At 54.1% G+C, this 20,818-nt stretch carries 23 protein-coding genes; all 23 read left to right on the top strand.

Features of this window, described 5'->3' with window-relative positions; translation table 11 throughout:
* Positions 1 to 14 precede the first annotated feature (14 nt).
* The 23 genes from fliG to RB620_RS07260 all read left to right on the top strand — a co-directional run bounded on the left by fliG (position 15) and on the right by RB620_RS07260 (position 20,772).
* The gene (fliG, locus tag RB620_RS07370) at positions 15 to 1,019 is read left to right on the top strand and encodes a flagellar motor switch protein FliG (protein ID WP_308093239.1); all 1,005 of its coding nucleotides are present in this window, start codon (positions 15 to 17) and stop codon (positions 1,017 to 1,019) included.
* Positions 1,012 to 1,854: a FliH/SctL family protein gene (locus tag RB620_RS07365; RefSeq protein ID WP_308093121.1), complete on the top strand. Its 843-nt coding sequence runs from the start codon at positions 1,012 to 1,014 to the stop codon at positions 1,852 to 1,854. The genes fliG and RB620_RS07365 overlap by 8 nt, the downstream gene beginning before the upstream one ends.
* Complete coding sequence (fliI, locus tag RB620_RS07360) at positions 1,841 to 3,169, top strand: flagellar protein export ATPase FliI (RefSeq protein WP_308093237.1); 1,329 nt, start codon at positions 1,841 to 1,843, stop codon at positions 3,167 to 3,169. The genes RB620_RS07365 and fliI overlap by 14 nt, the downstream gene beginning before the upstream one ends.
* Positions 3,170 to 3,177: 8 nt before the next feature.
* Complete coding sequence (gene fliJ, locus RB620_RS07355) at positions 3,178 to 3,624, top strand: flagellar export protein FliJ (RefSeq protein ID WP_308093120.1); 447 nt, start codon at positions 3,178 to 3,180, stop codon at positions 3,622 to 3,624.
* A gap of 30 nt (positions 3,625 to 3,654) precedes the next feature.
* Complete coding sequence (locus RB620_RS07350; protein ID WP_308093118.1) at positions 3,655 to 4,566, top strand: magnesium transporter MgtE N-terminal domain-containing protein; 912 nt, start codon at positions 3,655 to 3,657, stop codon at positions 4,564 to 4,566.
* 63 nt (positions 4,567 to 4,629) lie between these two features.
* Positions 4,630 to 6,012, top strand: coding sequence for a flagellar hook-length control protein FliK (locus RB620_RS07345; protein WP_308093116.1), 1,383 nt, complete (start codon positions 4,630 to 4,632; stop codon positions 6,010 to 6,012).
* Positions 6,013 to 6,055: 43 nt separating this feature from the next.
* Entirely contained in the window at positions 6,056 to 6,571 is a 516-nt protein-coding gene (locus RB620_RS07340) for a flagellar hook capping FlgD N-terminal domain-containing protein (RefSeq protein ID WP_374121375.1), read from the top strand.
* Positions 6,571 to 6,963, top strand: coding sequence for a TIGR02530 family flagellar biosynthesis protein (locus RB620_RS07335; protein WP_308093113.1), 393 nt, complete (start codon positions 6,571 to 6,573; stop codon positions 6,961 to 6,963). The genes RB620_RS07340 and RB620_RS07335 overlap by 1 nt, the downstream gene beginning before the upstream one ends.
* 95 nt (positions 6,964 to 7,058) lie before the next feature.
* Positions 7,059 to 7,871, top strand: a complete 813-nt coding sequence (gene flgG, locus RB620_RS07330) for a flagellar basal body rod protein FlgG (RefSeq protein ID WP_308093111.1) — start codon at positions 7,059 to 7,061, stop codon at positions 7,869 to 7,871.
* A gap of 72 nt (positions 7,872 to 7,943) precedes the next feature.
* Positions 7,944 to 8,171 (top strand): flagellar FlbD family protein, encoded by a 228-nt coding sequence (locus RB620_RS07325; RefSeq protein ID WP_308093109.1) that lies wholly within the window; start codon positions 7,944 to 7,946, stop codon positions 8,169 to 8,171.
* On the top strand, positions 8,168 to 8,632 hold the full coding sequence (locus RB620_RS07320; protein ID WP_308093108.1) for a flagellar basal body-associated FliL family protein: 465 nt from the start codon (positions 8,168 to 8,170) through the stop codon (positions 8,630 to 8,632). The genes RB620_RS07325 and RB620_RS07320 overlap by 4 nt, the downstream gene beginning before the upstream one ends.
* Positions 8,633 to 8,846: 214 nt before the next feature.
* Positions 8,847 to 9,848, top strand: coding sequence for a flagellar motor switch protein FliM (gene fliM / locus RB620_RS07315; RefSeq protein ID WP_308093105.1), 1,002 nt, complete (start codon positions 8,847 to 8,849; stop codon positions 9,846 to 9,848).
* A complete protein-coding gene (gene fliY / locus RB620_RS07310) occupies positions 9,838 to 11,079 on the top strand; it encodes a flagellar motor switch phosphatase FliY (protein WP_308093104.1) in 1,242 nt (413 codons plus the stop codon). Before fliM ends, fliY begins: the two co-directional genes overlap by 11 nt.
* A gap of 20 nt (positions 11,080 to 11,099) precedes the next feature.
* The gene (locus RB620_RS07305) at positions 11,100 to 11,462 is read left to right on the top strand and encodes a response regulator (RefSeq protein WP_087570964.1); all 363 of its coding nucleotides are present in this window, start codon (positions 11,100 to 11,102) and stop codon (positions 11,460 to 11,462) included.
* A gap of 15 nt (positions 11,463 to 11,477) precedes the next feature.
* Positions 11,478 to 12,119 carry a flagellar biosynthetic protein FliO gene (locus RB620_RS07300; RefSeq protein ID WP_308093102.1) on the top strand — a complete coding sequence of 214 codons (642 nt, stop codon included), beginning with the start codon at positions 11,478 to 11,480 and terminating at the stop codon, positions 12,117 to 12,119.
* Positions 12,120 to 12,126: 7 nt separating this feature from the next.
* On the top strand, positions 12,127 to 12,870 hold the full coding sequence (gene fliP / locus RB620_RS07295; RefSeq protein WP_374121376.1) for a flagellar type III secretion system pore protein FliP: 744 nt from the start codon (positions 12,127 to 12,129) through the stop codon (positions 12,868 to 12,870).
* Positions 12,871 to 12,892: 22 nt separating this feature from the next.
* On the top strand, positions 12,893 to 13,162 hold the full coding sequence (gene fliQ / locus RB620_RS07290) for a flagellar biosynthesis protein FliQ (RefSeq protein WP_308093099.1): 270 nt from the start codon (positions 12,893 to 12,895) through the stop codon (positions 13,160 to 13,162).
* Positions 13,163 to 13,175: 13 nt separating this feature from the next.
* Entirely contained in the window at positions 13,176 to 13,970 is a 795-nt protein-coding gene (gene fliR, locus RB620_RS07285) for a flagellar biosynthetic protein FliR (RefSeq protein WP_308093097.1), read from the top strand.
* A 13-nt stretch (positions 13,971 to 13,983) separates the two neighbouring features.
* The gene (gene flhB, locus RB620_RS07280; protein ID WP_308093095.1) at positions 13,984 to 15,075 is read left to right on the top strand and encodes a flagellar biosynthesis protein FlhB; all 1,092 of its coding nucleotides are present in this window, start codon (positions 13,984 to 13,986) and stop codon (positions 15,073 to 15,075) included.
* 28 nt (positions 15,076 to 15,103) lie between these two features.
* Positions 15,104 to 17,134, top strand: coding sequence for a flagellar biosynthesis protein FlhA (flhA, locus tag RB620_RS07275; protein WP_308093093.1), 2,031 nt, complete (start codon positions 15,104 to 15,106; stop codon positions 17,132 to 17,134).
* Positions 17,131 to 18,441: a flagellar biosynthesis GTPase FlhF gene (gene flhF, locus RB620_RS07270; protein ID WP_308093091.1), complete on the top strand. Its 1,311-nt coding sequence runs from the start codon at positions 17,131 to 17,133 to the stop codon at positions 18,439 to 18,441. Before flhA ends, flhF begins: the two co-directional genes overlap by 4 nt.
* Positions 18,434 to 19,297 (top strand): MinD/ParA family protein, encoded by an 864-nt coding sequence (locus RB620_RS07265; protein WP_308093089.1) that lies wholly within the window; start codon positions 18,434 to 18,436, stop codon positions 19,295 to 19,297. Before flhF ends, RB620_RS07265 begins: the two co-directional genes overlap by 8 nt.
* A 26-nt stretch (positions 19,298 to 19,323) precedes the next feature.
* Entirely contained in the window at positions 19,324 to 20,772 is a 1,449-nt protein-coding gene (locus RB620_RS07260; RefSeq protein WP_308093087.1) for a protein-glutamate methylesterase/protein-glutamine glutaminase, read from the top strand.
* Positions 20,773 to 20,818: the final 46 nt, after the last annotated feature.

The raw sequence follows: 20,818 nt of genomic DNA, 5'->3' as shown, positions 1-20,818 counted from the left end.
CATTGTCCAAGAACATGATGCAAGGATTAACCGGACGTCAGAAAGCGGCTATTTTGCTTATCACGTTAGGACCTGAAGTATCGGCGCAAATCTTCAAGCATTTGCGGGACGACGAGATCGAGCAGCTGACGCTGGAGATCGCGAACGTACGCAAGGTCGACAGCAACGACCGCGAGAACATTCTAAGCGAGTTTCACCAAATTTGCCTGGCTCAGGAATATATTTCGCAAGGCGGGATTAGTTACGCGAAGGACATTCTCGAGAAAGCGCTCGGAGAAGCCAAGGCGCAGGATGTCATTAACCGGTTGACCGCAACGCTGCAGGTAAGGCCGTTCGACTTCGCGAGGAAAGCGGAGCCGACGCAGATCCTGAACTTTATCCAGAACGAAAATTCCCAGACAATCGCGCTTGTATTGTCGTATCTGCAATCCGAACAATCGTCCCAAATTTTGTCCTCGCTTCCGCAAGACAAACAAGCGGATGTGGCGAGAAGAATCGCGCTCATGGATAGCACCTCTCCGGAAGTCATCTCGCAGGTCGAGCGGGTACTGGAACAGAAGCTGTCCGCGACGGTTACGCAGGATTACACGAACGCCGGCGGCATCGATTCCATCGTCCAGATTCTGAACGGCGTAGATCGGGGAACGGAACGCACCATTCTCGACGCGCTCGAGATTCAAGATCCGGAGCTGGCGGAAGAGATCAAGAAACGGATGTTCGTCTTCGAAGATATCGTCAACATCGACAATCGTTCCATCCAACGCATTATCCGCGATATCGAGAACGCCGACCTGCAGCTTGCCCTCAAAGTGGCCAGCGAAGAAGTCCGCGAGGCGATATTCCGCAACATGTCCAAACGGATGGCCGAATCGTTCAAGGAAGAAATGGAATTTATGGGGCCTGTCCGGCTGCGTGATGTTGAAGAAGCCCAGACTCGAATCGTCGCTACGATTCGCAGGTTAGAAGAGTCGGGTGAAATTATTATCGCGCGCGGCGGAGGAGATGATATCATTGTCTAATTTGATCAAGTCCTCCAGCGTCATTTCGTTAGAACAACTGAAACGACTGCAATGGTCAAATCCGTATGCAGCGCCGATCGGCGGCGACCCATCCGCGCAAGCGGAGCCGCAACCACCGGAGCCGGATCAAGAAACAATCGCGTTGCGCGATCAGATTCTGTCCGATGCGGAATCGTTCGCGGAAGAACGGCTACGCGAAACATCGCAGGAATGCGACCGGATGATCGCCGATGCCGAGAGCCAGATCGATGTCTGGTGGCTGCAGAAGCGCGCCGAAGACGAAGCGGCATTCGAACAATCCCGCAAGGAAGGTTACGAGCTTGGATTCGCACAAGGTTCCACGGATGCCGAGCAGCAGCTGCAACGCGACTGGGAAGCCAAACTGGCCGAAGCGGCCGAAGCGCTGAAAGGCGCTTACGCGATGCGGGAACAGATCATCCAAGAAGCGGAGCCGTTCCTTGTCGAACTAAGCTGCGCGATCGCCGAGAAAATTATCGGCCGGCAGCTGACGCTCGCTCCAGAAATTGCGGTCGAGCTGATTCGCAAGTCGCTTTCCCGAAGAAGGGAACAAGGCGTCATTACGCTCTGCGTCGCCCCGGGCCAGCTTGCATTCCTGCAAGCGGCGAGGGAAGAGCTGCATACGGCGATCGACTCGCAAGCCGAGCTTCACATCTTGCCGGATTCAACGGTCAAGGATAGCGGCTGCGTCATTCGCTCCGCTTATGGCAGCATCGACGCCAGGATCGATACCCAGCTGGCCGAGATCAAGCGGGAGTTGATCCAGCTTGCCCATCAGAGCGGCGAGGAGAGAGGCCATCACGATGATCGCGAATAAGCCGCTTGACGTACATAAGTATCTGGAGCACTTGAGACCGATCGATCCAGTCCGCGTGAACGGGAAGGTTACCCAAGTCATCGGGCTGACTGTAGAATCGGAAGGGCCGGATGCAAGCATTGGCGATCTATGTTATATCTATCCTTCCAAATCGGCAAAACCTCTCAAAGCGGAAGTGGTAGGCTTTAGAGACAACAAAGTCATTCTAATGCCGCTTGGCGATCTGCATGCGATCAGCCCCGGCTGCGATGTCGTGGGAACCGGCAAGCCGCTGACTGTTCAAGTCGGCTCCGAGCTCCTCGGCAAGGTGCTGGACGGCCTCGGCAATCCGCTCGACGGGAGTTTCCTGCCTAGCCGAATGCAGCATTACTCGACGCATAATGAACCTAGTAATCCGCTGAATCGGCCGCGGGTGACAAAGCCGCTCAGCATCGGCGTCAGGGCGATCGACGGACTGCTCACCGTAGGGCAAGGTCAACGCGTCGGCATCTTCGCGGGTTCTGGGGTCGGCAAGAGCACGCTGCTCGGCATGATCGCGCGCAACACTTCAGCCGATGTAAACGTCATCGCCCTTATCGGCGAACGCGGCAGGGAAGTGCTGGAGTTTATCGAGAAGGATCTGGGTCCGGAAGGTCTTGCCAGATCCGTTGTCATCGTGGCGACCTCCGATCAACCGGCCCTCATAAGGATGAAAGGCGCCTTGATCGCGACGTCGATCGCCGAATATTTCCGGGACCGCGGACTGAATGTGATGTTAATGATGGATTCCGTTACGCGGTACGCGATGGCGCTGCGCGAAGTCGGACTCGCCATAGGCGAGCCGCCGGCAACCCGGGGCTACACGCCTTCCGTCTTCGCGGCGTTACCCAAGCTGCTAGAACGCGCGGGTACGGGACCTACCGGTTCCATCACCGCGTTCTATACCGTTCTGGTAGACGGCGACGATATGAACGAACCGATCGCCGATGCGGTGCGAGGCATCTTGGACGGCCATATCGTGTTAAGCCGCCATCTTGCCCACAAAGGTCATTTCCCCGCGATCGACGTGCTTGCTTCCGTCAGCCGCGTGATGAAGGAAATCGTCACCGAGCAGCAGCAGGATGCAGCGAACGAATTAAAGCGACTTCTTGCTATATATAAAGATTCGGAAGACCTGATTAATATTGGGGCGTATCAAATCGGTTCCAACAAAGAAATCGACATGGCGATCGAATCGATCGGGGCGATTCACGCTTTCGCGAAACAAAAGACTTCCGAAAAGGTGAATTTAAGCGAAGCGCAGGAACGGTTGATAGAGCAATTCGACAGGAGTTGAATGGATAAGTGGCGTCCTTCCGGTATTCGTTCCAAAAGGTAGTTGATCTGAAAGCCAGCCAGAAGACGCAGGCGGAATGGCTGCTGTCGAACGCGCTGGGCGCTCTCTCCGAGCAGGAGCTTTCGCTTCGCGAATTGGAGCAGGCGAAGGAAGAGTGGGAGCTGAAACTTCAGCAATCCGCGCAGCAAGCCATTCCGTTATCGGAAGTCCGGATGATCGGACAATATCTCGACCATTTGCAGACGTGCATCGATAAGAAGCGTCTGGACGTGAAGCAAGCCGAGCGCGAGGTCGAGCACAGCAGGTCGAAGCTGGCGGACAAGGTGAAGGACGAGAAGGTTTGGCTGAAAGCGAAGGATCACGCCTGGGATCGCTTCCGGCATGCTCTCCAATTGAAGGAGCAGAACGAGCTGGATGAGATGGCCACCGTCCGATTCATGATGCCAACCCCATGAGTGAACGCGTAACACCGGCAGAGGGAGTGAATGGAATTGGCGGATACGGGTGTAGAAAAACAAAATTACAATGCGTTCGAAAGATTTATGTTCCTGATGATTCCGATCTTGTTCGTCATCGTACTGCTAGGCGTCCTGCTGGCGCTATTCGATGCTGACTTTCGCAACAAGGCTTTGCAGGTGGGGGGGAACGTTCCTATTCTTAAGGACGTGCTGCCGGAACCAAAGGTTACAGGCAATTCCATGGACGACGATTCGATCCGCACGATCAAGATGACGGAAAAAATCGATGAGCTGGAAGCCGAGCTTGCGGCCGTCAAAAGCGAGCTAGCCGCTGCGAACGCGGCATCGGCCACGCAGGAGCAGACGGTCAAAGGGCTTGAGGACGAGAATGCGCAGCTGAAGCAGCTGTCGGAGGAGCAATTGCTCGAATCGGAACAGTACACGGCGAAGATCGATGAGCTTGCGAGCATGTTCTCGGACATGACGCCGAGCAAGGCGGCTCCGATCGTTCAAAACATGAACATCGACGAAATCGTATTGCTGTTCGCCTCCATGCGCTCCGACGACCGCGTGCGCATCATGGAGAAGATGGATCCGAAGATTGCCGCGGAAGCGACCATGAAGCTCAAGGACAATACAAGCGTCAAGGATCTTCAAATCGCGGCTTTGCAGGCAAGGCTCGACGAGCAATCGGACACGCCCGAGACGCCTGTCTCGTCAACGCTTAATCAGGATCAGCTCAGCGCGACTTTCGAATCGATGAACGCGAAGAGCGCGGCAGAGATGCTGCTGAAGATGAAGGATATTAGTCCAAGCAAAGTAATCCGCGTCTTGAATTCCGTCAGCAACGAAGCTAGATCGGGCATTTTGACGGAGATGTCGAACAGCGACGAGGCGGCGACCGCGACGATCGTTACGAAGCTGATGGCCGGTTCATAACCGGAAACGGCGAACAACCCCTATTCTTGAGAACGGAAACGAGGAAAGGAGGTGAACAAAACGATGGAAATGATTTTACCGGGCATGATGGCGCCTCAATCGCAACAAATGGCAGCCGTATCGCAGGTGGTCTCGAAAGGTCAAGGCGGCGGCGCGGGAATGGACTTCCAGCAAGCGCTCGTGCAGCAAATTTCAGGCGAAACGGGCAGCGAAGCTGCCGCGGAGCAGTCGACAGCTCTAGTATCTGCTATCGCGCAGCTAGCAGCGCTTGCCGGCGCTGAGGGCGCACCGCAGGAGCCTACGCTAGAAGATCTAATGGCGGCTATCGATGGCTTAATCGATCAATTGGGCGAATCAAGCGAAGACGAAGCACCGGTCACGGAGCAAAAGCTGGAAGAGCTAACCGCGACGCTAGAAGGACTAAATGCTCTACTTGCTTTGCTAGGAGCCCCAATCGTTCAATTGCAGCCGAATGTGAAGCAGCAGCTTGAGCAAGGCATTTCAGTAGAGAATGTGCAGGAAGCCACATCGAGCGTGAAGAGCAGCCTGCAAGACGGGCTCCTCCAATTGCAAGCGACTTTGCTCCAGGGACCGCTGAAGCGGGTGCAAGGTCAGGATTCATTTGCTCTGATCGGCCAACAGCTCCAAGCGATCTCGGCGAAGCTGTCAGGATTCGCGAAGACGGGGGAAACAACGAGCGGCAAAACGGAGCCCGGTCTGCCTTCCTGGCTGAATCTACAGCCAACCGGCGCAAAGGACACGCATACCCATCTGCAACGACTGACTCAACAAGCAACGCATCCGGCTTTTATTCAAGCATCGGCGGAGGCTAAGGCGCTCTTCACGGAAATCGCTACGCAGGGTGAAGCCCAGACGCATGCCGGCGATACCGTTCAATCGGTTCAAATGCCTTTCGTGAGCCCGGACAATGTTCGCGAATTCGCAACGTTGTTGACGAAATCGGCGGCGCCGAGCGCATTCGTGCTCGCCGACGATTTTGCAGATACGATGCAGGGGTTAATCGTTCAAAAGTTCGATATCCGAACGCTGAACGGCGCGTCCGAAGCGAAACTTATGCTTTTCCCCGAACATTTGGGACAAGTCGATGTGAAAATTTCCGTTCAGAACGGCCTATTGACAGCGGTATTCCAGACGGACAACGCGGTAGCCAAGGATATGCTCGAGAATCAGATGGCGCAGTTGAGATCGGCACTGCAGGCCCAAGGATTAAACGTGGATAAGCTTGAAGTATCTCAGAGCAGCTCGGCGGCTCCGATGTCCCAGCAGCATTTTGGCCAGAATCATGGCAATGGTCAGCAATCCGGTGATCGTCATGGATTCCGGCAGGATGAGAACGTGACGGACGCGGCATTCGAGACGGAGATGGTCGAACAAGCGGCGATACAGGGACTTGGCTACGGCCGTTCGATTAACGAAACGGCATAAACCGACCGGTAAGCCGTGTGAAGCTAACGGGGAAGGGATGGAGGTGAAGACATTGACAGACGCAGTGTCGACCCGCAACGTATGGCCGAATTACGACAAGACGAACGTACAGGCGGCAGCGAACAGGAAGCAGACCGACGTGCTCGGCAAAGACCAATTTCTTTCCATTCTCGTGACGCAGCTTCGGAACCAAGATCCGATGCAGCCGATGCAGGATAAGGACTTCATCGCCCAAATGGCTCAGTTCACGTCCGTCGAGCAGCTGATGAACATGGCTGACGAACTCGCGCTCATGCGCCAGAGCATCGGTTCAGCTTCGAGTCTGATCGGCAAATACGTCGAATGGTACGAATACGACGAACAAGGCGAAGTGACTTCGCTGAGCGGCAAAGTCGATTCCATCTTGTCCAAGGACGGCATTCTCTACGCCAAGTCGGGTGACAAGGAAGTCGCGCTCGATTACGTCGTATCTATTTCGGAGACGGAGATTCAGGTTGGAGAGCCTGGGGACGAATCGAGCGAAGAAGGCGCCGAGGGGACGGAAGAGGTGGAAACGTAGTGAGCGAGAGCATGAAAATCGGTCATTTGTTTCCGATCAAGTCAACGCCGCTTCAGCTTGACAAGTCGGACAAAAGCAGCATGTCGCAAGCAGGAAGGCCGGTCTCGACCGAATTCCGGGACTTGCTCGAATCGAAAGTATTAAAGTTCAGCCATCACGCGGAGACGAGGATGGAGCAGCGGGGCATCAAGCTGCAGCCCGAATCGTTATCCCAAATCATGAAAGCGGTCGACGACGCGGCATCGAAGGGCGCCAAGGATTCGCTTATCGTATATCGGGACATCGCCATGATCGTGAACGTGCCCAGCAGGACCGTTGTAACGGCGCTGGACGGGAATCAAATGAAAAGCAACGTATTCACCCAAATCGACAGCGCGATCATATTGAATTGAGGCTGGACCTCGCGGAGGAAGCCGGAGCCGTGGACCGACAGAAGCGGCTGCAAGGAAGGATCGCCATTATATGAACCATTGGAGGAATAGAGGCTATGTTAAGATCGATGTATTCCGGCGTGTCCGGCATGAGGGGCTTCCAAACGAAGCTTGACGTTATCGGCAATAACATCGCGAACGTGAACACGGTAGGCTTCAAAGCAGGCCGAGTCATGTTCCAGGATATCCTTAGCCAGACGGTAGCCGGCGTGACTGCTCCGGAAGAAGGAGAACGAGGCGGCGTGAACGCCAAGCAGATCGGTCTTGGCGTTTCGATCGGCTCGATCGATACCATCCATACGGCGGGCAGCGCGATGACGACGAACCAAGCGACGGATCTTCGAATCGACGGCGACGGATTTTTTGTCGTATCGGCAGGCGAAGACGCGGAGATGCTCTTGACCCGCGCGGGGAACTTCACACTTGATGCCGCAAGGCAGCTTGTAACGTCCGACGGCTTGTTCGTGCTCGGCGCGGACGGCGCTCCGATTGTATTAGACGAAGAAGTCACGGCATTCTCGATCAGCCAGGACGGCACCGTCATCGGCGTTACGGCTGAAGGCCAAGTCGAGGTCGCGCAGCTCGGCGTTGCGAAAGTCGTTAATCCGAGCGGCCTGGAGAAGCTGGGTGGCAACCTGTACCGGATGACGGTCAACGCGAATCCGGACGGCGAGTTCGAGCTGCTGACCGCAAACGATCCCGAATTCGGTACGGGCGCCATCATTTCCGGACAGCTGGAGATGTCGAACGTCGACTTGACCGCCGAGTTCACGGAGATGATCGTCGCGCAGCGCGGCTTCCAAGCTAACTCCAGAATCATTACGACTTCCGACGAAATATTGCAAGAGGTCGTTAACCTGAAACGTTAATCCATAGCCTAAGGGCAAACCAATCGGGAGGACCGCCTTCGCGGCCTCCCCTACATAGCAAGGGGGTAGCTAATGATTACCGTAACGCGATTGAATGGAACCAAAGTCATCATCAACGCGCTTCTCATTGAATTGATTGAAGAGGCTGCTGATACCGTGATTACGCTCACGACAGGCAAGAAGCTGGTGGTGAAGGAGAAATCTTCCGAGCTTCTGCTCTTAAATCAGCAGTTTCTTCAAACAATAGGCCTCGTCGCGGCGGCCCAAAAGAGTGATCAAACGGAGGGTCCTACGTCATGAAAAAAATGTTGCCTTGGTTAATAACGATTTTGTTATCCATTACTTTAATCGCCATCGTATCCATTATCTTGTTCCGTTCGTTGTTCAACGATCCAGCTGACGGGACTGCCGAGAAGGAACCGGTCGAAATCGAAGTGCTTTCGGCCGATGAGCGTGTCGAGGTGACAGCCGAACTCAATGATTTCCGCCGCAATCTGAAGGATCCGGAGAAAGTGGTCATCATTAGCTTTGCGTTCCAGCTTGACGACAAGAAGACGAAAGAAGACTTCGACAAGCTGCTCGAAATCGAAATCAAACCGATGCTCAGCCGCACGCTCGCCGATACGAGCGCGGAAGAATTGAACGGCTCGCAAGGCGAAGACGCTCTCGAATCCAAGCTGCTCAATCTCATTAACCCGGCTCTGCCGAAAGGCAAGCTGATCAAGGTGGAAATAACGGACTTCATCATTACGGAGTTATAGAATTAGATTGTAATAAAATGAAGGTTCAAATTGTCCGGTTTTCAGCACCGAGAAAATTGGACGAATCCGAGAACTGAGAAGCGGAGCGTAGCAGAGCTACGTGAGCATCGGAAGTTCCGGATGAGTTCAAAGTTCGATGTCGAATATGCTTCATGATAAACTTCGTGATCAAAATCGGGCTATTTGAACTACCATATCGAAGGAGGTGAGAGAATTGGTTGACGTACTATCGCAGAACGAGATAGACGCCCTGCTAGCAGCGTTGTCTTCCGGAGAGATGGACGCGGAGGATCTGAAGAAGGAAGAGATTACCCGCAAGGTAAGCGTATATGATTTCAAACGCGCCGTCCGCTTTTCAAAGGACCATATCCGGAGCTTGACTCGCATTCACGAAAACTTCGCGCGATATTTGACAACCTATTTCTCGGCGCAGCTTCGTACCTTTGTACAAATTAATGTGGTAGACGTGGAACAATTGCCCTATGACGAATTCATCCGCTCTATACCGAAGATGACGATTCTGAACATTTTCGAGGCGGAGCCGCTCGAGGGACGGATGGTGCTGGAGGTTCATCCGAACGTCGCCTACGCCATGCTCGATCGTATGCTGGGAGGTCAAGGCACCGCGCCGTCCAAGATCAACAATCTGACCGAAATAGAAACGACCGTCATGGAACGTATTTTTGCCAGAACGTTTGAAAGTTTGCAAGAAGCGTGGAAGACGGTGATCGATATATCGCCAAGGCTGGAAGCGCTGGAGACGAATCCGCAGTTCATGCAGATCGTGTCCCCGAACGAAACGATCGCCCTGATCTCGTTCAGCACGAAGATCGGTGATACGACAGGTATGATCAACCTATGTATCCCCCATGTCGTCATCGAGCCGATCATGCCGCGGTTATCCGTCCATCATTGGTTCGTGTCCCAGAAGAAGGAACGTATTCCCGAAGAAGTCGAGATTCTGGAGCAGCGGGTCAATAAAGCAAAGCTTCCGATCGTGGCCGAGCTGGGCGAGTCGTCCATTACGATCCAGGAATTCCTGTCGCTTGGCGTCGGCGACGTTCTGACGCTGGGCAAGAAGGTCGATGAAGGACTGCGCATCAAAGTCGGGGACAAGCTGAAGTTTATCGGCAGTCCGGGCTCCGTCAAGGATAGGCTGGCCGTTCAGGTAGACGAAATTGTAAGCGAAGGAGCGGAGGAAGATTATGATGAGTAAGGATTATTTGTCACAGGAGGAAATCGACGCGTTGCTTCGTCAATCCTCCAATGAACCGGAAGAGTTCCAAGCCCCTTCCAACGAAGTTCAATTGTCGGATTATCTGTCCTCGATCGAACAAGACGCGCTGGGCGAGATCGGCAATATTACGTTCGGAAGCGCCGCAACGGCGTTGTCCACGCTGCTCGGCAAAAAAGTTGACATTACGACGCCTCAAGTCACGCTGGTGAAAAGGGAAGAGCTGGGAGATATTTTCCCTAAACCTCATGTGGCGGTCAGCGTGCAATATGTGGACGGCTTCGAAGGCATCAACTCCCTGGTCATCCGCACGAAAGACGCTCAGGTCATCGCGGATCTGATGCTTGGCGGAGAAGGACAGGTGGAAGCGGGAGAGCTGAACGAAATTCACATCAGCGCGGTTCAGGAAGCGATGAACCAGATGATGGGCTCCTCGGCGACTTCGATGTCCACGATCTTCAACCGATTCGTCAACATCTCGCCTCCCGGCATCGATATTCTGGACGTCAACAACGGCGACGGCATGGGGCATTTGCCTCCCGTGGACGTCTTCATCAAAATCTCGTTCCATCTGACGATCGGGGAGTTGATCGATTCGACCATCATGCAGCTTCTGCCGGTGTCGTTCGCGAAACAGATGGTATCGACGCTTATGGGTGAAACGGAGCTTCCGGAAGCGCCAGCGGCGCCTGAACCGGCGAGGACGACGGCGGCCGCGGAGCAGCAAGCCGCCATGCAGCAAACGGCAGCGGCAGCCATGATGGCGCCGCCGCAGCCGCAGGCACAACAGCCTATGCATCCGCCGGCCGGATATGGGATTCCGGCAGCAAGCTACGATGGCCACATGGGTTATCCGGGACCTCCAGCGCATGCCCAAAGCCACAATCGGAACGTCAATGTCCAGCCCGTGCAGTTCGCGAATTTCAACAATGCGCCTTTCGTCCCGCAAGACGGCACAAATCTGAATTTATTGCTCGACATACCGCTGAAAGTCACTGTAGAATTAGGTAGAACCCAGAAGCAAATTAAGGATATTCTCGAGCTGTCTCAAGGCTCCATCATCGAGCTGGACAAGCTAGCAGGCGAGCCGGTAGACATTCTGGTCAACAACAAGCTGATTGCCAAAGGCGAGGTTGTTGTCATCGATGAGAACTTCGGCGTCCGCGTCACAGATATCGTCAGCCAATGGGACCGCATTCAAAAATTACAATAACATCCTAGGAGGAAATGAAGATGGCAAACCGCATTCTGATCGTTGACGACGCTGCATTCATGCGTATGATGATTCGCGATATTTTGTCGAAAAATGGCTACGAGGTAGTAGGAGAGGCGCAGGACGGCGCGCAAGCGGTCGAGAAGTACAAGGAATTGAAGCCGGACCTGATCACGATGGACATCACGATGCCCGAGATGGACGGAATTTCGGCGCTTAAGGAAATCAAAAAAATGGACGGCAACGCCAAAGTTATCATGTGTTCCGCCATGGGACAACAAGCAATGGTCATCGATGCGATTCAAGCGGGCGCCAAAGACTTCATCGTCAAACCCTTCCAAGCGGATCGCGTTATCGAAGCGATTAAGAAGACGCTGGGATAAGGCTCCGGCAGCGCTATGAAATTGCAAACATGCTCCGCTGTGCTCGCCGCGGCAGGCCTGTCGGTTTTGCCGGGGGTAGCGGCCGCCAAGCTCGGGGAGAGCGGCGCAAACGGCGATATTCCCAGCACGATCCCCGGATCTGCGCCGGGCGACTTGCTCGGCGGCCTTGTCTGGGTGATCGTGTCGCTGGCGATCGTCATTACGCTAATCGTCCTCGTGATCAAGTGGCTGTCGAATCGCAGCCGCGCTTGGGGCGCTAATCGCTCGATGCGATCGCTCGGGGGAATCGCCCTCGGGCAGAACAGCTCCATGCAAGTCGTGGAGATTGCCGGCAAGATCTACATAGTAGGCGTTGGGGAAACAATCACGCTGCTCGACAAGATGGACGATCCGGATCAAGTCGCGCAAGTAATATCGGCGCTTGAGAAACAAACGGAGAACGTTTGGACGCCTAAGGATGTAGCCTCCATGATCAACCGCTGGCGCGGCAAGAAAGAAGAAGAGAAGCAGCCGGCGAACGAACGCTGGAACGAATCGGCTTCCTTCCAACAATTGCTGCAGAGCAAGCTCAGCCAGCAGGCAGGTCGCAAGGAGCAGATCGAGAATCTATTGAACAAACAAAATACGAACGAACGGTTGATGGATGATGAGAAATAAGAGGTGGATGTCCTTCTTCGCCGTTCTGCTGCTTTCATTGCTGCTTCAGAGCCAAGCATTCGCGGAGCCGCTGCCCGATATTTCGATCAACATCGGCGATAACGGCGGTCAAGGGGAACAGCCCGGTACCAGCGCGCTGTCGCTGCTGCTCATCATTACGGTATTAAGCGTAGCGCCGGCGATCATGGTGCTGATGACCAGCTTTACCCGAATCGTCATCGTATTGGGTTTCGTGCGTACGTCGTTAGGCACGCAGCAGATGCCGCCCAACCAGGTGTTGATCGGTTTGGCCATGTTCCTAACATTCTTCATTATGGCGCCTACCTTCGGGCAAGTGAATGAAGTCGCGCTCCAGCCTTACATGAAGGGCGAGCTGACCCAGACGCAAGCATTCGAAGCAGCGGCCGTTCCGATGAAGAAATTTATGTTCTCCCATACAAGGGAGAAGGATTTGCTGTTGTTCATGAATTACACGCAAACCGAGAAGCCGTCGTCTTACGAGGAGATCCCTCTGACGGTACTCATTCCGGCCTATGCCATCAGCGAACTGAAGACTGCATTTCAGATGGGCTTTATGATTTTTATCCCGTTTCTGGTTATTGACATGATCGTTGCAAGCACGTTGATGGCGATGGGTATGATGATGCTGCCTCCGATCATGATATCGTTGCCGTTCAAGCTGCTGCTCTTCGTGTTAGTAGACGGGTGGTACCTGATCGTCAAGTCGCTGCTGCTCAGCTTCAACACATGATGACACACGGAGGGAACCGCGCATGAGTGCCGACTTCGTCATCGGTTTGGCAAGCGAAGCGGTCTATACGGTTCTGAAAGCCAGCGCTCCAATGCTGGTTCTCGCTTTGGTCGTTGGTTTGCTGATCAGCATATTCCAGGCGACGACTCAGATCCAAGAGCAGACGCTCGCTTTCGTTCCGAAGATCGTGGCCGTTTTTATCGCAATCATTGTTTTTGGTCCATGGATACTGAATACGGTTGTCGACTTCACTTACCGGCTGCTGAACAATCTTCATAATTACATCGGTTAGGTTGTGAGAGTCGATGAGTGCAATCGTTCAAGGGTTTCCTATTTTTTTGCTTATTTTTTGTCGAATGACTGCGTTTTTCGTCGTTGCACCTGTCTTTTCTTCGCGAGGCGTGCCGAATGTTTTTAAGATCGGTTTGGGATTTTTTATTTCGTTTATCGTATTTCTGTCCTACGGGATCGATCAGACGATCGTGACGGATGCGCAATACTTGCTCGTCGTCATTCGAGAAATTCTTATCGGCGTATTGCTAGGTTTCGTAGTTTACTTGTTTTTCTCGATCGTGCAGACGGCGGGCTCATTGATGGATTTGCAGATCGGCTTCGCCATGGCGAACGTCGTCGACCCGCATACGGGCGTATCCGCTCCGCTGCTCGGCAACTTCAAATATATGCTGATGCTGCTCGTGTTCCTTATGATGAACGGCCACCATTACATGCTGACGGGGCTGATGGACAGCTATCAATGGCTGCCGCTGTCGAACGACATGTTCAGCCGGATGATGAGCGGCAACGTGACCGAATTTTTGACCCGTACGTTCAGCAATACGTTTCTTCTGGCGCTGCAAGTGTCCGCCCCCCTTGTGGTCGCGATGTTCTTGACCGATCTGGGTTTAGGTTTCCTCACCAAAACAGCGCCGCAATTTAACATATTCGTCATTGGCATCCCGCTCAAAATAATCGTCGGCCTTATTCTTCTCATCTTGCTTCTGCCGGGAATGGCGGCGTTATTCGAGAAGTTGTTCGCGATTATGTTCCAGTCCTTGGAGCAGTTGCTTGGAATCGTGCAAGGACCGCCCGATGCGCAATAGGAGGCTGTAGCCCTTGCGAACCTACCGTTTGAAGCTGGACCTGCAGCTGTTCAGTCAAGAAAAAACCGAGAAGGCAACCCCCAAGAAACGGGATGAATCCCGTAAGAAAGGCCAGGTTGCCAAATCGACGGATTTGCCCGGCGCGCTCATCCTGCTGTTCGTTTCGGCGTCCTTCATGATGCTTGGAGGTTACTACAAGACCAAGATCGTTGCTCTGTTCGGCAGTTTGTTTCAAGACTGGCTGACGATGGAGCTGACGACAGAGAACGTGATGGACCTGTTCTTGAATCTCGTGTGGCAATCCTTGCTGTTCCTGCTGCCGATCTTCGCGATCGTCATGGTGATCGGCGTGGTAGGGAACATTGCGCAGTTCGGCTTCCTATTAACAGGCGAGCCGCTCAAAATGCAGTTAAACAAACTGAACCCGATTGAAGGATTCAAACGGATTTTTTCCATGCGAAGCATGGTCGAATTTTTGAAAAGCATTCTGAAAGTTTGCATTATCGGAATTTTGGTATTTTCGGCAATCTCCCAAGAATGGGACAGACTGCTTACCTTATCAATGCAGCCGCTCGAGTCGATCTTCACTTTCACGGCGGGGCTAACGCTTCGGCTAGGCATCGAGATCGGCGCTGTACTCGTCGTACTCGCGTTTCTCGACTTTATGTATCAGAAGTACGAACACGAGAAGAGCATCAAAATGTCAAAGCAGGACATCAAAGACGAATACAAGAAAACGGAAGGTGATCCTCTTATCAAGGGGCGCATTCGTGAACGACAGCGCAAAATGGCTCTGCAGCGCATGATGCAGGATGTGCCGAAAGCTGATGTCATCATTACGAACCCGACCCACTTTGCCATTGCGCTCAAATACGACGCATCCAAGATGGAAGCGCCGACGATTCTCGCGAAGGGGATGGATCATGTCGCACTAAGAATCAAAGAAATCGCCAAGGAACACGGCGTCATAACGATGGAAAACAAGCCGCTGGCAAGAGCGCTGTACGACCGGGCAGAAATCGGAGATGTCATTCCGGGAGATCTGTTCCAAGCCGTGGCGGAAGTGCTGGCGTATGTCTATAAATTGAAAGGCCGAGTCAAGTAAACGGCACGCGGCGGGAGGAGGCAGCATCATGAAAGCAAAGGATTTATTCATCATACTTGGTATTATCGGAATCGTGCTCATGATGATTATCCCGATCCCGATCTTCCTAATCGACTTATTGCTGATCTTGAATATATCGATCGCGCTCATGATTTTGTTGGTCGCGATGAATACGAAGGAAGCGCTGGACTTCTCGATTTTCCCGGCGATTCTGCTCATCACTACGTTATTCCGTCTTGCGCTAAGCGTATCGACGACTCGAAGCATCCTGCAGCATGCGGAAGCCGGCGAGGTTATCGCGACCTTCGGCAGCTGGGTAGGCGGCGGGGAAGTGGCTATCGGGTTTATCGTCTTCCTCATTCTTGTCGTCGTTCAATTCATCGTCATTACGAAAGGCTCCGAGCGGGTAGCCGAAGTTGCCGCGAGATTCACGCTAGACGCGATGCCGGGCAAGCAGATGAGCATCGACGCGGACCTGAACTCCGGTCTTATCAATGAACAGCAGGCTCGCGAACGCCGCTCCAAGATCGAGAAGGAAGCGGATTTCTACGGCGCGATGGACGGCGCCAGCAAGTTCGTGAAGGGCGATGCCATCGCTACGATTATTATCCTGATCATCAACCTGATCGGCGGCTTTATCGTCGGTATGGCCATGCACGACATGAGCTTCGGAGAATCGCTCGAGACGTTCTCGATCTTAACGATCGGCGACGGACTCGTCGCTCAAATCCCGGCCTTGCTCATCTCGACCGCAGCCGGCCTGATTGTTACGAGAGCGGCATCCGAAGGCAACCTGTCGGATGACATAACCGGGCAGCTGCTTCGTTATCCGAAGATGCTCTATATCGCGGCAGGTACGATCGCCGTACTCGGCTTGACGCCGATCGGCATTCTGAGCACCTGGCCGTATGCGATCATTTTAGCGATCGGCGCCTACCTGATGCAGAAGCGGCTCAACAAGCAACAAGAGCAAGAGGAGCTGCTCGTGGAAGAACAGCAAATCGAGGAAGTTCGGAGCCCGGAGAGCGTCATCAGTCTCTTGCAGGTCGATCCGATCGAATTCGAATTCGGCTACGGTCTCATTCCGCTTGCGGATACGCAGCAGGGCGGGGACCTGCTCGACCGGATTATCATGATTCGAAGGCAATGCGCGCTCGAGCTTGGACTCGTCGTTCCGGTGATCCGCATCCGGGACAATATTCAGTTAAAGCCCAACGAATACGTCATCAAGATTAAGGGAAACACCGTTGCAAGAGGCGACTTGCTGCTGAATCATTACTTGGCGATGAGCCCTGGCTTCGAAGACGATTCCGTCATCGGCATCGAGACGACGGAGCCCGCGTTCGGATTGCCGGCGATCTGGATCGACGAAGCGATGAAAGAGAGAGCGGAGCTCTCCGGCTATACGGTCGTTGACCCGCCATCGGTCGTCGCGACCCATCTTACGGAAATCATTAAACGCCATGCCCATGAGCTAATCGGTCGCCAAGAAGCGAAGATGCTCGTCGAGAACGTCAAGGAATCGTATCCTGCCCTGGTCGATGAGTTGATTCCTTCTATTCTGACGGTTGGCGATGTTCAGAAAGTGCTTGCCAAGCTGCTCAAAGAAAAGGTATCGATCCGCGATCTCGTCACGATTTTCGAATCGCTTGCGGATCACGGCGCGTACACGAAGGACCCCGATATTCTGACGGAATACGTCCGGCAATCGTTGTCGCGTCAAATTACGCAGCAGTTTTCGCCGGGCGGGGATACGCTTCGCGTCATTACCGTCGGACCTCAGCTCGAGAAAAAAATCGCGGAGTCTGTGCAGCAGACCGACCAAGGAAGCTACATCGCGCTTGACCCGATCTCGACGCAGCAAATCTATCAAAAGATCGGCGAGCATGTCAGCAGGCAAATCCAATCGGGGCAACAGCCGATCGTGCTTGCATCACCGACGATTCGCATGTACTTGAGACAAATCATCGAACGCACGATGCAGGAAGTGCCGGTGTTGTCCTATAGCGAGCTTGAGCCCAACATTGAAGTCCAGAGCGTAGGAGTGGTGAATCTATGAGGGTGAAACGGTATATCGTCAGCGCTTTGCCCGAAGCGGTGTCGATGATCCGGACGGATCTCGGCAGCGACGCGGTTATCCTGGACACGAAGGAAGTCAAGGTTGGCGGCTTTATGGGCATGTTCCGCAAGAAGAAGATGGAAGTGATCGCCGCCGTGGAGTCCGGCGGAGCGAAGCCGAGCGAACCGTCGCAGCGCCGTTCGCAGCCGGAGGTGTCCGCGATGGTGGAACAAATCCTGCAAACCGCCCAAAGATCGGGTTCAGCCACGGCCACGGCCACGATGGAACCGCCTCCGGCGATTCTGCCGACAAACAGGGGCATGCAGATGGCATATCAAGCATCGGCCGCTACGCAGGCTCAACCCGTTGAACCCGCTCAGCTTCGGCCGACTGCGCCAGCGGCGGACGAAAACCGGAGGCTCGAGAAAGAACAGTTCATCATCAATGAAATCCGCGATTTGCGGGAGTACATGGTGAAGCTTACGAAAGGGCAGCAGGAACTGCAAACGTTATCCGAACCGCTTCTAGCGCTTAAGGAACGAATGTCGCTGCAAGAGATCGACCCGGCTTGGATCGACAGGCTTTTGGACACGATGAAGGAACTTGAGCAGGCCGAGGGCATCTCCTTGGACCACGCGGAGACGTGGCGCAGAGCGGCTTCGCAGCTTGAAGAGTGGATGCTGCCATATTGCTTCTCGGGCATTCGAGCCGATGCGAAGGTGTTGCATTTCGTAGGCCCGACGGGGGTTGGCAAAACGACTACGATCGCGAAGCTCGCCGCCGAATACACGATCAAGCAAGGACGCCGGGTTGGATTCATCACATCGGACACATACCGAATCGCCGCGGTCGATCAGCTGCGAACGTACGCCAATATTTTGAATGTGCCGCTCGAAGTGGTTTTCTCGCCGATGGATTTGCCGAAAGCGCACCATGCGCTCGGAGAACGGGACATTATCCTAATGGATACCGCGGGTCGCAATTTTAGGAGCGAGCTTCATGTATCCGAAGTGAACAGCCTGCTGCAAGCGAACGAGCCTAACGAAACGATCCTGGTCGTCAGCCTAACCGGCAAGACGGCCGACATGGTCGCCATCGCGGAGCGGTTCAAGAAGTTCGGCGTATCGAAAGTACTGTTCACCAAGCTCGATGAAACATCCGTTTACGGCGCGATTTTTAATCTCGTCATGAATGTAGAACTACTGCCGACCTACTTGGCTAGCGGACAGAACGTTCCGGATGACATCGCAATATTCGATTGCAAAACCTATGTTCGCATCCTGTTAGGAGAGCCTGCCCATGAATGATCAGGCGGAAGCTCTGCGGTATTTGGTCAAGCAGCAAGGGAAAAGCCGGACGGATACGCGAATTCTGACGGTGACGAGCGGCAAGGGGGGCGTCGGCAAGTCGAACTTCAGCTTGAACTTCGCGCTTGCACTACGGCGGCTGGGCAAGAAAGTGCTCGTATTCGACGCCGATATCGGAATGGCCAATATCGACGTGTTGATGGGTACCTCGTCGTCCTACAGCCTCTATCATCTGCTGAAACAAGAGAAAACGATTTGGGATATTATCCAGCTTGGCACGGAGGGCATTCATTATATCGCGGGAGGTTCCGGTTTCAGGGATCTCCTGGAGCTATCTTCCGAGCAAGTGGACCGTTTCGCAACCGAAGTCGAGAAGCTGCACGGCGAATATGACGTGATCTTATTCGACACCGGCGCGGGACTGTCCAAGGAAACGGTCCGATTCATCTCGGCCGCGCAAGAGACGATCGTCGTGACGACGCCTGAGCCGACATCCATCACCGATGCGTATGCCTTGATCAAGATGGTTAAGTCGATGGGGATCGACGCGAATTTCAAGCTGATCGTCAATCGGGCTTCCGATGCGAGAGAAGGGAAGGACACGGCACAGAAGATCAGCCTCGTGGCAAGTCGGTTCCTCGATTCGGAGCTGCCGTCGCTCGGTTACATCCCCGACGATGTCCATGTTTCCAAAGCAGTGAAGAAACAAGTGCCGTTTTTGGTCGCTTTCCCGACTAGCGAAGCGGCGCTCGCACTTGGACGGATCGCCGAGTCGTTCCTCGACATCCCCGCAACGGGAGAAGGGAATGGCGGCGTCAAAGGATTTTTAACAAAATTATTCAGACTAGCAAGGTAATCCTTTGTTGTTGAGGAGGAATACGAATGGCTCCTTATCGCGTATTGGTCGTGGACGATTCGGCCTTCATGCGTGCGATCATCAGTGATCTTATCGTGCAGGACAAGCGGTTTACGATTGCCGCTACAGCTTCTAACGGCATGGAAGCGATCGCCTCCGTCAGGGAACATCAGCCCGATGTCATAACGATGGATCTCGAAATGCCCCAAATGAACGGGCTCGAAGCCCTTCAATTCATCATGAAGGAAAATCCGAGGCCGATCATCATGTTATCCGGAATAAGCGAGGATAACACCCGGGATACGATCAAGGCGCTTCAATTCGGCGCGTTCGACTTTATCCGTAAGCCTTCCGGAGTCGGCTCGGACGACATTCATGCCGTTGGCGAGCAGCTGCTGGAGAAGTTAAGGACGGCAGCTTACGTCAAGACAATCAAGGAAGCGCAATCGTCTAGAAACTCCTTAGTCCAGGAGACGAGCGAAGCGCATGCGGCCGGTCAACTGCCCGAAACTTCGGAAAGCGCAGCTCGCGCCCATGCAACGACTCGGTTAGCGCCTTCTCCCCCGGCGGATGCCGACCTACATAATCCGAAGAACGATCCGAGAATAGACCTGAACGGGAGAAACGCTAAACCGGTTATTCGCGACGCCGGAAAGCAACATGACGTTCTTGCGAAGGCCGGCTTAGTCTCTCAGACACCTAAGCTAATGAAGTCGCCTGCCGAGCCGAAGCCTGAAGTCAAGGGGACGAAACCGCCGGCAGCGTCGAAACCGGAGAAGAAGATTTCAAATCCGGATGTCGGGCCTAAGGCGAATGCTTCTGATTTGGGAGTCGGAAAAGGAGTCCAACCATCGCACCAGCAGGGTGCAAGGCCGTCGCAGGTACAAGCAAGCGGAACATTCCGCGATCTGGTGGCGATCGGCACTTCGACGGGAGGGCCAAGGGCGCTGCATGAGGTGATCTGCTCCTTGCCCGGAGACTTTCCCGCACCTGTGCTTGTCGTCCAGCATATGCCGCCGAAGTTCACGAAATCGCTCGCGCAGCGGCTGGACAGCTTTAGCCAGCTTACCGTCGTAGAGGCGGAGCAAGGAATGAAGGTAAAAGCCGGCATCGTCTACGTTGCTCCAGGCGGTTATCATATGGAGCTGGCGCGAGACGACGGGGGTTACGCCATTCGGCTTGGGGAACAGCCTCAGCGCAACGGACACCGACCATCGGTGGACGTCATGTTCGAATCGCTGGCGCCGTTCCGCGAGCTGAGTAGACATGCGGTCATCATGACCGGAATGGGCAGCGACGGCGCGAAAGGCATGAAGCTCCTCGCCGAGCAAGGCGCGGCATCGTTGATCGCGGAATCGGAAGAAACGTGCATCGTCTACGGAATGCCGAGATGCGCGGTAGAGGGCGGTTTCGTGCAAGAAGTCCTGCCGCTAGGACAAATCGCTTCGCAACTGGTGAAAGCCGTAACGAAATAACAATAGAAATACGGAGAATGAACGATCATCCTATCAGGAGGTGCAT

Source organism: Paenibacillus sp. LHD-117, assembly GCF_030929555.1.
GTDB lineage: Bacteria > Bacillota > Bacilli > Paenibacillales > Paenibacillaceae > Pristimantibacillus.
This window is presented reverse-complemented; position numbering and strand designations above follow the sequence as displayed.

Coding starts and splice junctions, on each gene's coding strand:
- fliG (WP_308093239.1), top strand. CDS start 15: ATGATGCAAGGATTAACCGGACGTCAGAAAGCGGCTATTTTGCTTATC.
- fliI (WP_308093237.1), top strand. CDS start 1,841: ATGATCGCGAATAAGCCGCTTGACGTACATAAGTATCTGGAGCACTTG.
- RB620_RS07350 (WP_308093118.1), top strand. CDS start 3,655: ATGGAATTGGCGGATACGGGTGTAGAAAAACAAAATTACAATGCGTTC.
- RB620_RS07345 (WP_308093116.1), top strand. CDS start 4,630: ATGGAAATGATTTTACCGGGCATGATGGCGCCTCAATCGCAACAAATG.
- flgG (WP_308093111.1), top strand. CDS start 7,059: ATGTTAAGATCGATGTATTCCGGCGTGTCCGGCATGAGGGGCTTCCAA.
- RB620_RS07325 (WP_308093109.1), top strand. CDS start 7,944: ATGATTACCGTAACGCGATTGAATGGAACCAAAGTCATCATCAACGCG.
- RB620_RS07320 (WP_308093108.1), top strand. CDS start 8,168: ATGAAAAAAATGTTGCCTTGGTTAATAACGATTTTGTTATCCATTACT.
- fliY (WP_308093104.1), top strand. CDS start 9,838: ATGATGAGTAAGGATTATTTGTCACAGGAGGAAATCGACGCGTTGCTT.
- RB620_RS07305 (WP_087570964.1), top strand. CDS start 11,100: ATGGCAAACCGCATTCTGATCGTTGACGACGCTGCATTCATGCGTATG.
- RB620_RS07300 (WP_308093102.1), top strand. CDS start 11,478: ATGAAATTGCAAACATGCTCCGCTGTGCTCGCCGCGGCAGGCCTGTCG.
- fliP (WP_374121376.1), top strand. CDS start 12,127: ATGTCCTTCTTCGCCGTTCTGCTGCTTTCATTGCTGCTTCAGAGCCAA.
- fliQ (WP_308093099.1), top strand. CDS start 12,893: ATGAGTGCCGACTTCGTCATCGGTTTGGCAAGCGAAGCGGTCTATACG.
- fliR (WP_308093097.1), top strand. CDS start 13,176: ATGAGTGCAATCGTTCAAGGGTTTCCTATTTTTTTGCTTATTTTTTGT.
- flhA (WP_308093093.1), top strand. CDS start 15,104: ATGAAAGCAAAGGATTTATTCATCATACTTGGTATTATCGGAATCGTG.
- flhF (WP_308093091.1), top strand. CDS start 17,131: ATGAGGGTGAAACGGTATATCGTCAGCGCTTTGCCCGAAGCGGTGTCG.
- RB620_RS07265 (WP_308093089.1), top strand. CDS start 18,434: ATGAATGATCAGGCGGAAGCTCTGCGGTATTTGGTCAAGCAGCAAGGG.
- RB620_RS07260 (WP_308093087.1), top strand. CDS start 19,324: ATGGCTCCTTATCGCGTATTGGTCGTGGACGATTCGGCCTTCATGCGT.